Genomic DNA, 14,235 nt, shown 5'->3' on the forward strand with positions numbered 1-14,235 from the left:
GCTCGCCCGCGGAAAGCGAGCGGAATGCTTCGGAAAACAACAGTAGAGTCACAGTGCCAAATGAAAAAAGCGAGGTATTCAACGATTTACTCGTTTAATACCTCGCGATCTGAGAAGATATAGACTTTTTCAGTGCCCTCATTTTACTGGCACATCTTTTTCAACATTATATGTAAAGCGCTTGTTCTACAATCTTTATCCGTCGCTTTGGCTGCTCTATCCACGCCGCTTAAAAGTGACTCAAAACCGCATGCAGCTCCCCTGAGAGATTTCTGTACCTGTCGCTACGCTTTCGGTACAAAAGACACTTCTCGAAATAAATTAAATTCATCATGTAATGCATTTGCTGCACGAATCATTTCGTCCTGAGGTACAACAACAGACACTTTTATTTCAGAAGTACTTACCATTTTTACAGGGATATTTTCACGACGTAGACGATCAAACATCCTTGCAGCCACCCCTGGGTTAGATGCCATCCCCGAGCCAATAATAGAAACCTTTGCTAAGCCAATTTCAAAATCAGCAAAACTAAACCCTAGTGATAATTTACTATCTTCTAGAACACGTAATGCTTCAGCGAACTCCTCTTTTAAAATAGTAAAAGATACCGTCGGCTTTAAACCATCAATTATTGCTTGTACAATTATATCGACGTTTATGCGATTTTCTGCAAGTATTGTGAACATATTTGCTAACGAAGCATTAGAATAAGCATCATAACCAACAGTTAAGCGAATAACATCTGACTCGTAGGCAACACCACGTACAATTAAATTTTTTTCCATTTCAACTTCCTCCTTCAATAAAGTACCTACAGTATCTATTTCGCTCGAGCGAATGATAACTGGGATTTGAAATTTCTTTGCTAACTCTACGGCTCGCGGGTGTAAAACTTGTGACCCTAAGTTTGATAGCTCTAGCATTTCATCATAGGAAATTTCTTTTAGTTTTTGTGCCCCAGCAACATGACTTGGATCAGCTGTATAGACGCCGTCCACATTCGTGTAAATATCTACCCGCTCCGCCTTCAATTTTGCTGCAATTGCTAGAGCCGACGTTTCCGCACCACCTTTACCTAACGTCGTAATATTCCGTGAATTATCGATACCTTGTTCCCCAGCAACGATAACGATTTTCCCCTGTACAAAATGCTCTTCAATTCGACTAGCATTCATTTCCTCAATACGGGCATTGCTATACATAGCATCGGTTTCAATGCCTGCCTGCCAGCCCGTTAATGACACGGCATCATATCCTTTCTCCTGTATAGCAATTGCTACCAATGTACTTGTAAGTTGTGAGCTTGTTGAAAATAGTGCGTCTAGTTCACGCTTAGATGCATGGTCTGACAAATCACGAGCCATCTTTGCTAATTCTTTAGCCATCCCCCTCATAGCTGTAGTGACAACGACAACATCAAAACCTCTTTCCTTTTCCGCAATAACCTTTTTCACTACATTTTGAATGTGCTCTGTTGATGCGAATGCAGCACCACCAAATTTCATCACAACTCTCGCCATCTTTATCATTCTCCTTCGTATTCAATCATTTCGCTGATTAAAAGCAGCGATACTTTTGCAACTTTAATAACATGACAAAAGCAAACGCCTAACAGCCTTGAAAAAATGTTGTTTCGAGAAAATCTAAAAAGGCAGCTTCTCACATAACGTGAAAAGCTGCCTATAACATGTACAATAAAGTAACTTGCGCATGTGTGATAGCTCTCCGAAACGTTTAGAATCGACAGTCTTACATCTCTTAAATGTAAAACCAGCACAGCATCGGAAACAACGATGCTCCACTTCGGCAAGTTCCCCTTTCATACATTTTCACCGGACTTGTTCGTCCTCGTATGTACTACTCTTGAACCTTGCACCTCTATCATCACTAAATAGTGATCGTATTTAATTTGAAACTTAATGAAGAAATTCCCATTTTAATAAATAGAAACTACTAAAAAACATTGCTATATTAAAAAGCTATGTTATATACAACCTTAGCATACGCCTAATCCTTTGACAATGGATCTTATTGAATATCGATTTTGCCTTGGCGTAATTAAGTTCGGAGGCTTTGACCAGCAGATATTTTTTGCGCGAAAGCGAAGCGGCAGCGGCAAATATTTTTTGCGCGAAAGCGCAGCGGTAGCGCAACAGCAAGATGTTGGTCACTCAGTCGTTGCCACAATACGTGGGGTTTTTAAACTGTAGTTGTTTATACACCCATTGAAAAGGAATTCTATCTGCATTCATCCCACCACCTTTAGAGGTGGGAGTCTTCTACTGGATGAAAATAATCATAAATATTGCTAGCCAGGTTAGCAGGCATCCCTGCTTCCTGTAATGCTTGCACATTTGCCTCACGAATCTTTTTGACAGAGCCAAAATACTTGAGTAATTGTTGTTTTCGCTTCGGACCAATGCCCTCTATATTATCGAGGACAGATTGTATTGCATGTTTCTCATGCTGTTGTCGTAAGAAGTTAATAGCAAAACGGTGTACTTCGTCCTGGATTCGCTGTAGTAAGTAGAATCCATCGCTTGTGCGCTTTAACGCAATTACTTCAGCTGGATCACCAAATAGAAGCTGTGACGTATTATGCTTTTCATCTTTTGCTAATCCGGCAATTGGAATGACAAGGCCGAGTTCATCCTCTAATACTTCTCGCGCGACTTCCATTTGCCCCTTGCCGCCATCTATTAGTACTAAATCCGGTAAAGGTAGACCCTCTTTTAATACGCGTGTGTATCGACGGCGAATTACTTCTTGCATCGCCCCGTAATCATCATGCTTGGCAGCTGTACGTGTTTTGTATTTTCGATACTCCTTCTTCGCAGGTTTTCCATCGATAAAGACAACCATTGCAGATACAGCATCTGTCCCATGCATATGACTATTATCGAAAGCCTCAATCCGTAAAGGTGCAGAAATGCCCATAGCTTCACCGAGCGCCTCACATGCTCCTATTGTGCGTTCTTCCTGCCGTTCAATAAGCTGGAATTTTGCCGCTACCGCAATTTCAGCATTTTTTGTCGCTAATTCAACTAGCTCTTTTTTTTGCCCTCGTTTTGGTGTTAGTACCTTAACTTCTAGTAATTCCGTTAAAATTTCTGCATCAATGGTTTGTGGGATAAAAATCTCCTTAGGTTTAATGTGCTCTAGCTTGTCGTAAAATCGTCCAACGAATGTCAAAAATTCCTCTTCCGCCTCTTGATAAATCGGGAAAATCGAGACATCTCGCTCAATGAGCTTCCCTTGACGAACAAAGAAAACTTGAACACACATCCAGCCCTTCTCGACGGCATAGCCAAATACATCGCGATTCGTTGTATCACTCGATACGATTTTTTGCTTTTGCATGACTGTATCAATATGTGCAATTTGATCACGAAATTCCTTTGCACGCTCAAACTCCAAATTTTCTGCGGCCGCTAGCATTTTTACCTCTAGCTCCTTTTTGACTTCCTCAACCCCACCATTTAAAAACTTTGTCATATCCTCAATCATATTGTGGTAAATTTCTGCATCTATATCTTTCACACAAGGGGCTAAGCATTGCCCCATATGATAATACAAACAAACCTTGGTAGGGAGTTGTACACATTTTCGAAGAGGATATAAACGATCTAACAGCTTTTTCGTCTCACTTGCTGCATACGCATTCGGATATGGACCAAAATATTTTGCCTTATCCTTTTTCACTTTTCGCGTTGTAATAAGGCGCGGGTGTTTTTCATTTGTAATTTTTAAATACGGATACGTTTTATCATCCGTCAGCATAACATTGTACTTCGGGTCATGTAGTTTTATAAGATTAAGCTCTAAAATTAAAGCTTCAATATTGGAGGATGTCACAATGTACTCAAAATCTTCTATTTCACCTACAAGCCTCTGTGTTTTCCCTTCATGCGAACCAGTAAAATACGAGCGTACTCGATTTTTCAGCACTTTAGCTTTCCCGACATAAATAATGGTTCCTTGTCGATCTTTCATCAAATAGCAGCCAGGCTGATCTGGTAAAATTTCAAGCTTTCGTTTCATTAAATCATTCATCGCCTACCTGCCCCTTTTTCTTAAAGTAGCGTTTGTCCCTTTATTTTCTCATATTTATAAGGATAACTTCCGCTTTTTCTCTATATTATATAACGAAAAAAAGCCAAGCACATCTTATTGATGGCTTGACTCTTTTTTTCTTACAGGATCAATTATGCCTCGGCATAATTGCGTCCGGAAGCTTTAACTTCTTTCAGCGGGTGTTTGGACACCCCTGAAAAGAGCTTAAATTCGCATTCATCTCACCATCTGTAGAGGTGGGAGACTTCTGTACCTGTCGCTACGCTTTCGGTACAAGAGACATTTGCTGCAAGAAGTTAAGCATGTTTTGCGATAAACGCTTCTAATGCTTCTTTTGGTTGGAAACCAACTGTTTTATCTACTAATTCACCGTCTTTGAATAATAGTAATGATGGGATTGACATAATTTGGTATTGTGCTGCAGTACCTTGGTTATTATCTACATCTACTTTTACAATTTTAGCCGCACTACCTGCAGCATCCATTTCTTCAAGAACTGGTCCAATCATTTTACAAGGTCCGCACCAAGCAGCCCAAAAGTCTACTAGTACTAACCCTTCTTTAATATCATCTTGGAAAGTTGCATCTGTTGCATGTACAATTGCCATTTGAAATCCTCCTTAAGCTTACTATGCTTGTAGTATAGCATGGATAAATTCTCTTGAGCGAACAATCTGCCTAGTATGCGAAATTTATGAAAAATAAGGTCGAAAAAGGCAATAAGTTGTTTTGTTTTTTAGCTTAATTTTCATGAAAACGACCTTTATAGACATACGTTAACGTAATAAAAAGATAAATAACTAATGTAATAACTGTTACGATAATCGATGTTGTAAAAATAATTCCAATTAGAATTGCACTTAACGCAATAATAGCGATCCAAGTTGTGTAAGGGAACCATTTCACTGCATAGGAACTTGTTTTTTCCGGCTGTATTTTCCGCGATTTCAGATGCGCAATCGCAATAATTAACCAAATAAATAACACGGTATATCCAAGCGAACCCATTAGGAAATCAAATGTTTTGCTTCCCGCAAATAAAGAAAAGATTACAGCTATATATAAAGCTAAAGTACACATTAATATGGCATATACCGGAACTTTCCTTTTTGATAAATGTGCAAAGATTTTAGGAACACGTCCGTCTACAGCTTGTGTATACAGAACTCGTGATGAACCATAAAGCCCAGAGTTCATTGATGAAATAATTGCTAGTAAAACAACAGCGTTCATAATATGGTCAGCACCAGGAATCCCAATCATTTTAAAGACCATTACAAACGGACTTTCTGGCACCCCGTTTACTTCATCCCAAGGAATCAAGCTAACGATAATAAAGAAAGGAACTAAATAAAAAGTCACAATACGTACTAATGTACTGCGAACAGCTTTTGGCACTACTTTCTCAGGATTTTTCGTTTCAGCTAATGTAATACCAATAATTTCAGTACCACCATAAGAGTAAATAACTACAAGCATTGCAGCAATCAATCCCATTGATCCGTTCGGGAAGAAACCGCCATGCTCCGTTAAATTGGAGAAACCAACAGCTGTATGATTACCAAAAGTAACAAGCAATAAAATTAAACCGGCTATGATGAATACCACAATGACAGTAATTTTAATTAACGCCAGCCAATATTCAGTTTCAGCAAAAACTTTTACAGATAATAAATTAATAGCTGTAACTAACACCGAAACAGATAATGCAAGTATCCAGATCGGGTAATCTGGCAACCAATATTGAATAAAAATGGCCGCAACTATAGATTCTGCAGCAATATTTAATACCCACATTTTCCAATAGATCCAATCTAGGAAATAAGCTGGATACTTTCCTAAAACGGCTTGCACTAAATCTCTAAATGTTCTGGCTTCGCTATTTCGGACTGCCATTTCTGCTAAACCTTGCATAACAAATAGCAAGATAATCCCGCCAATTAAGTACGCAATAAGTACTGATGGCCCTGCCATATCAATAGCTGCACTACTTCCTTTAAATAACCCTGCACCAATGGCACCACCTAAAGCCATCATCGTAATATGTCGTGATGTCATCGTTCTTTTTAATCTCTGATTGTCATTTTCCATATCCTTACCTCCTAAAATCAAAAAAGGCATATCGTCAGTTCCTTCATTATCAAATGAAAGAAGAGACGATATGCCATAAGCAAACCGCGGTACCACTCTAATTGGTTCTTTAAGAACCCTGCTTAAAAACCTAGTAACGAAGGTTAACCGTTCAACAAATAGAATATTTCGTAAATTCCATCTATCTTACCGCTCCTAGGCAAGTTCAAAGTCTTATTGGACTGCGTTGCACCAACCCGCAGCTCTCTTCACCAAATAATGAGCTTTTACTACTCCTAATCTTTGCGTTTCTTTATAAAAATCACTTATGCCTCGGTATAATTGTGTCTAGAATCGGCTTTATGCTTAGGCCTGCTGATGTAGGTCAGTTAGTCGTTATCATTGATGATTTTAGGCTAACGCTTTTTTCGATTCCGTGACATCCGCCGGAGGCTATGGCCAACGGGATGTTGGTCACTCAGTCGTTGTTGTTGCTGTCGCTTCGCTTTCGCACAGATAAAACCATGTTGCTGTCGCTTCGCTTTCGCACAGATAAAACCATGTTGTAGTTGCTTCGCTTTCGCACAGATAAACCCTCTTGCTGTCGCTTTGCTTACGTTTGATAAATTGCCACAGGACGTGGCGTTCTTAGACTGAGTTCCTCTATTTCAGCGGATTTCTTTTGTACCGAAAGCGTAGCGACAGGTACAGATGGTTGATCCACTGAAAAAAGTTAAATTAATATTCATCACTATACGTTCTAAAATTAATTATGTCAACATTTTATTTTGCAATAACTTCAAAAAGTCAAAAAATTTGAACGTAAAAAAGCGGGGAAGACATATCTTCCCCGCGCATTTATTAGGCATTCACTTTTAACGCTTTAAATTCTTCGATTAGCAGAGGCACTACCTCAAATAAATCACCTACGATACCGTAGTCCGCAACTTTGAAAATATTTGCTTCTGGATCTTTATTAATCGCAACGATTACTTTTGAGTTTGACATACCAGCTAAGTGTTGAATTGCTCCTGAAATACCAGCTGCAATGTAAAGGTCTGGTGTTACTACCTTACCCGTTTGACCGATTTGAAGTGAATAGTCGCAATATTCAGCATCACACGCACCACGTGAAGCACCAACTGCACCACCAAGTAAATCCGCTAGAGCTTTTAATGGTTCAAAGCCTTCCTCAGATTTTACGCCGCGACCACCTGCTACAACTACTTTTGCCTCAGAAAGATCAACACCCTCTGAAGATTTACGTACTACCTCTTTAATGATTGTACGAAGGTTTGTAATATCTACAGTAATAGAAGTGATGTCACCTGATTTACCGGCTACTTTTTCTAATGGTGCAATATTATTTGGACGAACTGAAGCTAAAACCATACCGTCTTTTACTTTAACTTTTTCAAAAGCCTTACCAGAGTAAATTGGACGGATGAATACAACATCATCGCCAGCACCCTCAATTGACGTTACATCGGATACAAGACCTGCTTGTAATTTACTTGCAATTTTTGGTGATAAATCTTTACCGTTTGCAGTATGACCAAATACGATACCAGTTGGCTTTTCTTCCTCAATTACCGCTAATAAAGCTTGACCATAGCCATCAGATGTATATTGTTTTAAATGTGGATGCTCCACTGTTACAACACGATCTGCCCCATATTCAAATAATGGACCTGTTAAGTTTGCCACAGCATCCCCTAAAAGAACACCAACAACCTCACCACCATCTGCGATTTGCTTTGCAGCCGCAATTGCTTCGAAAGAAACATTACGTAAGCTTCCTTCACGAACTTCACCTAATACTAATACTTTTTTTGTCATAGTATATTCCCTCCGTTACCCTTTAAGATTCGATTTGTGTCATCAGATGACTTAAACTACTTTCGCCTCTGTATGAAGTAGGTTTACAAGCTCTTTTACTTGTGCAGAAAGTTCGCCTTCTAGAATACGGCCTGCTGCCTTTTGAGCTGGTAAGAAAATATCAACTGTTTCTACCTTAACCTCTACATCATCTTCATCGATATCTAAATCGTCTAACTCAAGTTCTGCAAGCGGTTTCTTCTTCGCTTTCATAATCCCTGGTAAAGATGGGTAACGTGGCTCATTTAAACCTTGCTGAGCTGTTATTAAAAGTGGTAAAGATGTCTCAATAACTTCCGAGTCACCTTCAATATCGCGTACAATTTTCGCAGATGTTCCGTCAATCTCAAGCTTTGTAATTGTTGTTACACAGTTAATACCTAGTAAATCTGCAACACGAGGTCCAACTTGACCAGAGCCTCCATCAATTGCAACGTTTCCTGTTAAAATTAAATCAGCATCTTTATCTTTTAAGTATTCAGCTAAAATATATGCTGCTGCATTTTGATCTAGTTCATCTAGATCGTCTTCCGTATTAATAAGAACTGCTTCATCTGCTCCCATCGCAAGAGCTGTACGCAATTGCTTCTCTGTATCTTCGCCACCAATTGACACAACTGTTACTTTACCGCCTGCAGCGTCACGTACTTGGATTGCCTCTTCAATGGCATATTCATCGTAAGGATTGATGATGAACTCTGCGCCATCCTCTTGGATTTTACCACCCGACACAACAATTTTTTCTTCTGTATCAAACGTACGTTTAATTAATGCAAAAATATTCATATATCCATACCTCCTGCAACGTTTTTTATTTCTAAGTAAACTTATAAATATTATATATTTTCAGTGTCGATAACGTCGATAACACTCTTTCAAGTCGCTATCGACACTGATGGAATATTATTTACCAGTAAACACAGGCTCGCGTTTTTCAATAAATGCTTGAATTCCCTCTTTTGCATCTTCCGAAACGAATACTGTGCCAAAGGATTTTGCTTCTGCCTCAATACCTTCATAAAACGAAGCATGCTTTGCATATTGCAATGTTTGAATAGCTGCTTTTAAAGCAACCGGGCTCTTCTTCGCAATTTTCTTCGCTACCTTTAGCGTTTCTTCCAATAATGCTTCATCTGTAAATGCACGATTCGCTAAACCCCATTGTACAGCTTCTGTTCCAGAAATCGGCTCACTCGTAAACATCATTTCCGCAGCTTTTGCAACCCCTACATATCGAGGTAGACGTTGTGTACCCCCAAAACCTGGAATAAGACCTAATTGTAATTCAGGTAATCCTAATTTTGCAGATTCTGTCACAAAGCGCAGATGACAACTCATCGCTAATTCAAGGCCCCCACCTAGTGCGGCACCATGAATTGCAGCAATAATAGGTTTAGAGAACGATTCAACTCGTTCAAAAACTTGTTGGCCATTGTTCGCTAGCTTTGAAAATTCATCACCAGATCCAACCTCTGTAAATTCTTTAATGTCTGCACCAGCTGAGAAGAAACGACCTTCGCCATGAAATATAAGGACACGTACAGTGTCATCATTTTCTACTTCATCTAGCACAGCATTTACTTCGGCAATGATTCCGCGAGATAATGCATTGGCTGGTGGGCGTGCAATTGTAATAATCGCTACTCCATCCTCTGCTTTCCAACTTAGAAATTCCATTTCTCCACATCCTTATCAATTTTGCCTTGGCATAATTGCGTCTGGAATCGGCTTTGTGCTTGCACAAAGAACTCCTTTCCGATTCCATGACATCCGCCGGAGGCTTTAACTTCTTTCAGCGGGCGTTTGGACACCCGCTGACAAATAGCTTAAATTCGCACTCATCTCTCCACCTATTGAGGTGGGAGACTTCTGCTGAAAGAAGTTAAGCTTTAATGCCGTTCAAGATTAATGCCTGAACTTTTGGAACCTGTTCTATCAAATCATATCGATAATCATTCATAACCCACGACGTAATGGTTTCATCAATTGTTCCAAATACCATTTGGCGTGCCAAGCGTACATCCATCGTTTGACTGAACTCACCTGATAGCATACCTTCGATTAAAATTTGATCAAGTAATTGTAAATACTCTCTTAACACCGCATTAATCTTTAGTCGTAAATCTTTATTCGATTGTCGTAGTTCCAATTGTGTAACGGTTGCTAGGTATCGATCTGTCGCTAGAACATTAAAATGATTTTCAATCATTCGTGAAAGTTTGTCCTTAGACGTACTTCCATTTTCTATTATATCTTGTAATGACTCTACAAAAACAGCCATTTTTTCATTAAAGACAGAAATTAATATATCTTCTTTATTTTTAAAATATAAATAGATTGTTCCGTCGGCCACCCCTGCCTGTTTTGCAATCTTCGATACCTGTGCTTGGTGATACCCATTTTCTGCAATAACGATGACAGCTGCATCAATAATTTGCTTATATTTTGGCTTATCACGTTTCACTTTTATATCACCACCTAAAAAAACTTGCACACGTCTTAATTCATGCTAAATACACGAATGTCATCCTTCAATATCAGCCATCTCAAACTGATATATTGTTAAGGATATGACGTGGTCACCTAAAAAAATATGAAAATATGAATGGTCATTCATTCATATTTTCATATTATAATTTACATCTTTACTTGTCAATACTTTACCACGTATTTATTTTGCTTCTTTATTCACCAATTTTGTTTTTTCTTCGTCAACTAGTGAACGGCGCAAAATTTTCCCAACTGCTGTTTTCGGTAGGTCATCTCTAAACTCATAATAACGTGGAACTTTGAAAGCAGCTAAGTTTTGACGGCAATATTTATTTAATTCGTCTTCCGTAATCGAATATCCTTCTTTTAAAACAATATAAGCTTTTACGGTTTCTCCACGATACGGGTCAGGAATGCCCGCTACTACACATTCTTGGATTTCCTCACGCTCATATAGTACTTCCTCTACCTCACGAGGGTAAATATTAAAACCACCTGCGATAATTATGTCTTTTTTACGATCAACTACATAGAAATAGCCTTCCTCGTCCATATAGCCAAGATCGCCTGTTAAAAACCATCCATCTACGAACGCCGCTGCAGTATCCTCAGGGCGATTCCAATAGCCTTTCATAACCTGAGGGCCCTTTACAGCTATTTCACCAACCTCACCAACTGGAAGCGCCTCAGCATCCCCTGCACGTAAAATTATTGAATCCGTATTTGGCCAAGGTAAACCAATCGAGCCCATGACACGCTTACCCCAAATAGGATTTGAATGTGTAACAGGAGAAGTTTCTGTTAATCCATAGCCTTCTACAAGTTTCCCCCCTGTTACCGCTTCAAATTTCTCCTGCACCTCTACTGGCAATGAAGCGGATCCACTTATACATGCTTTAATGGACGATAAGTCGTACTTTGCAATATCCGGGTGATTTAATAAACCAATATATAAAGTCGGTGCACCTGGGAATAGTGTTGGTTTTTGCTTATCAATCGTTTTCAACGCTGTTTCTGCATCAAACTTTGGTAATAATACCATCTTATTTTGCGTGAATACGGATAATAAAATAACAGCCGTCATACCATAAACATGGAAGAATGGCAGAATACCCATAATGGTTTCCTCACCATGTACGCATTTATACATCCATGCATCACACATTGTTGTATTTGCAATTAAGTTTTTATGGGTCAACATGACACCCTTAGGGAAGCCAGTCGTTCCACCTGTGTATTGAAGCAATGCTACGTCCTCTTCAAAATCAACGGGAATATCAATCATTTTGATGGGCGCTGAGCGCATAATTTCTGTAAATAAATGATTTTGACCACTATGTTCAACCTTCACACTAAAACCATACTGCTTTTTTTGAATATACGGATAAACCAAATTTTTAGGAAATGGTAAATAATCTTTAATAGCCGTGACAATGACATTTTCAAGTGCAGTTTCTTTTATAATTTTCATAACACGTGGATACAAAATATCCATCAATAAAATAACTTTCGCACCTGAATCAGCCATTTGATATTGAAGCTCACGCTCAGTATAAAGTGGATTTGTTTGTACGACAATCGCCCCAGCATACATTGCCCCGTAATAAGCGATTACACTTTGCGGTGAGTTCGGCAGCATAATAGCTACTCGATCTCCCTTCTCTATTCCAAGAGCTTGTAAATAGTTTGCGAACCTTAGCGCTGACTCATATAGCTCAGTGTACGTCAAATCCTTTCCCATAAAATGAATCGCAACTTTAGATGGATTCTTTTTATAGGCACGTGTCAAAAACTCTTGCACAGGAATTTCCTCAAACGTTAAAGACGATGGTACTTCTTCAGGATAATTTTTTAGCCATGGTTTTGTTGTCATACGTCCTCTCCCCTTTGCCCCAAACTTGTAAACTCTTATTTTAATTATAATGAAAATGAAATACTCTTTCAAACACAAAATAGAAAATAAATGCATTTTCGATTAATTATTATGCATTTGACAACATTTATATAACTATATTCCCTATGATTTTGGATCGATAGAGCGTATGAATACTCATTCATTCTATCTTTTTTTATGCACTTGATTGAGTTAATATTTCTATATTCCGAAAATATTTTTTAATGCTAACTTTTTAGATAGTTGAAGGAATATTAATAGGTTTTAGTAGTATTTTGTGATGGGGTGATGGAACTTATGATTTTTACACTTAACCTGATCAGTTTTGGAGCTACCTGATCAGTTTCTCTCTTTACCTGATCAGTTTTGGGAGCTACCCGATCAGTTTCTCTCTTTACCTGATCAGTTTTGGGAGCTACCCGATCAGTTTCTCTCTTTACCTGAAGTTTTAGGAGCTACCCGATCAGTTTCCCTCTTTACCTGATCAGTTTTAGGAGCTACCCGATCAGTTTCCCTCTTTACCTGATAGTTTTTTGACATTACCCAAGCAGCTTTTGAAACTTTAGGAGCTAATTTCTCCTGCATTATTACCTATCCTTCAAATAATAAACGGTTTGATTATTTTGTCCTTCCTTTTTATTGGAATAATCTTGTACTATTCTCTTCGCAAGATGCCGATTTGATAATTCTAAAAAATAACGAGCAGTTTGTGTATTAATTTTCTCATCGATTAATACACAGTAGTCTTGCAATGCTTGATTAGCCGCGGTTTTATCATATATTTTACACCTTGGACAAAACCAACTATGTTTTTGCCGGGTTAATTTGAATTGATAACAATGACTGCAAAATATACCTTTTTTTATGGCTTTGGGATCAATATTATAATGAATACATAGTGGGGGAGTCTGAAAAATACGATGATGCTTAAGTAAAAGGTTGGCTATTTTTGACGTAGGAATCTTACTTTTTGACTTACTATTATTTATATGTTGTCTAAGAAAATACGTCAATTCACGCCTCATTAAAACTGGATACTTACCTTCTTCGTAGTAAACCTCGGCATTATTAAAGGGGAAAACTATGATACCGAATATTTCTGCTTGTAAATTTAGCTGTTTAAAAAATTCACTTAAGCCAAAAATATATTCATCGAGTTGAATTTCTGGGTGATTGAAAATATGTTTATCTCCATTCTCTAAAACACGAACCATTTGCCTTGGGCTACGCTTCAATTCTATATTACCTCGTATATTTTTGCTTTCAATTATAACAACAGCATACGGAGTAATAACTACGACATCAAGTTGAATAGGAACAGGTTTAAATAAAGTAATATTATGTAAAATGTAGATTTCAAGGCTCCTAGATAGCTTTTGTAATTCTCTTATAATGCTTTGCTCTCCAAAATCACCCGCTTCTAACTGCTGTAAATCTTGAGAAATTTTTATATGAAGCGGATGACTCGAATCCAATCGATGAACCAATGCACGTAATCCAGTTATCATTGCTGCTTGCTCAAATGGTTTTAATAACATGAAATACTCCCTTCTTTTTGCCTTGAATATAGCAGGTATTTCTACCTTTGCATATAGCTTTTTTTAAAATAAAAATTTAAGCGATTAAATGAAGAGATATTTTATATTTAAGAAAATTTGTGGATACCTAGATTTCTACTGTCTGGGCGTTACACTTTTGAGTGATTCCACACTTTACTTACCTGATACAATCTGAGTGGTTTCACTTGCTACCTGATCACTTTTTCTCGCTACCTGATCAGTTTTCAATGATACCCGATCACTTTTTCTTGCTACCTGATTAGTTTT

Annotated in this window: 11 protein-coding genes, 1 riboswitch and 1 other annotated feature; all 11 genes read right to left on the bottom strand. The window is 38.2% G+C overall.

Features of this window, described 5'->3' with window-relative positions:
- Positions 1 to 284: 284 nt before the first annotated feature.
- Positions 285 to 1,523 (bottom strand): aspartate kinase, encoded by a 1,239-nt coding sequence (locus tag ACIQ7N_RS19955; protein ID WP_402935418.1) that lies wholly within the window; start codon positions 1,521 to 1,523, stop codon positions 285 to 287.
- 190 nt (positions 1,524 to 1,713) lie between these two features.
- Positions 1,714 to 1,892: riboswitch (Lysine riboswitch) on the bottom strand.
- Between the two features lie 373 nt (positions 1,893 to 2,265).
- Complete coding sequence (gene uvrC, locus ACIQ7N_RS19960) at positions 2,266 to 4,056, bottom strand: excinuclease ABC subunit UvrC (protein WP_402935421.1); 1,791 nt, start codon at positions 4,054 to 4,056, stop codon at positions 2,266 to 2,268.
- 317 nt (positions 4,057 to 4,373) lie between these two features.
- Complete coding sequence (trxA, locus tag ACIQ7N_RS19965) at positions 4,374 to 4,685, bottom strand: thioredoxin (RefSeq protein WP_004226420.1); 312 nt, start codon at positions 4,683 to 4,685, stop codon at positions 4,374 to 4,376.
- Positions 4,686 to 4,818: 133 nt separating this feature from the next.
- Positions 4,819 to 6,168 carry an amino acid permease gene (locus tag ACIQ7N_RS19970; RefSeq protein WP_402935424.1) on the bottom strand — a complete coding sequence of 450 codons (1,350 nt, stop codon included), beginning with the start codon at positions 6,166 to 6,168 and terminating at the stop codon, positions 4,819 to 4,821.
- Between the two features lie 58 nt (positions 6,169 to 6,226).
- Positions 6,227 to 6,460 (bottom strand) — a binding site (T-box leader).
- A gap of 548 nt (positions 6,461 to 7,008) precedes the next feature.
- Positions 7,009 to 7,986, bottom strand: a complete 978-nt coding sequence (locus ACIQ7N_RS19975) for an electron transfer flavoprotein subunit alpha/FixB family protein (protein ID WP_248716766.1) — start codon at positions 7,984 to 7,986, stop codon at positions 7,009 to 7,011.
- A gap of 51 nt (positions 7,987 to 8,037) precedes the next feature.
- Positions 8,038 to 8,811 (bottom strand): electron transfer flavoprotein subunit beta/FixA family protein, encoded by a 774-nt coding sequence (locus tag ACIQ7N_RS19980; protein WP_132357138.1) that lies wholly within the window; start codon positions 8,809 to 8,811, stop codon positions 8,038 to 8,040.
- Between the two features lie 117 nt (positions 8,812 to 8,928).
- On the bottom strand, positions 8,929 to 9,702 hold the full coding sequence (locus tag ACIQ7N_RS19985; RefSeq protein WP_402935427.1) for an enoyl-CoA hydratase: 774 nt from the start codon (positions 9,700 to 9,702) through the stop codon (positions 8,929 to 8,931).
- Between the two features lie 205 nt (positions 9,703 to 9,907).
- Complete coding sequence (locus ACIQ7N_RS19990; RefSeq protein ID WP_132357294.1) at positions 9,908 to 10,489, bottom strand: fatty acid metabolism transcriptional regulator FadR; 582 nt, start codon at positions 10,487 to 10,489, stop codon at positions 9,908 to 9,910.
- A 207-nt stretch (positions 10,490 to 10,696) separates the two neighbouring features.
- Positions 10,697 to 12,388: an AMP-binding protein gene (locus ACIQ7N_RS19995; RefSeq protein ID WP_402935430.1), complete on the bottom strand. Its 1,692-nt coding sequence runs from the start codon at positions 12,386 to 12,388 to the stop codon at positions 10,697 to 10,699.
- Positions 12,389 to 12,832: 444 nt separating this feature from the next.
- Positions 12,833 to 12,994 carry a hypothetical protein gene (locus tag ACIQ7N_RS20000; protein ID WP_402935433.1) on the bottom strand — a complete coding sequence of 54 codons (162 nt, stop codon included), beginning with the start codon at positions 12,992 to 12,994 and terminating at the stop codon, positions 12,833 to 12,835.
- A gap of 2 nt (positions 12,995 to 12,996) precedes the next feature.
- Entirely contained in the window at positions 12,997 to 13,947 is a 951-nt protein-coding gene (locus tag ACIQ7N_RS20005; RefSeq protein ID WP_402935436.1) for a nuclease-related domain-containing protein, read from the bottom strand.
- Positions 13,948 to 14,235 lie beyond the last annotated feature (288 nt).

It is taken from the genome of Lysinibacillus sp. NPDC095746 (assembly GCF_044763535.1).
GTDB lineage: Bacteria > Bacillota > Bacilli > Bacillales_A > Planococcaceae > Lysinibacillus.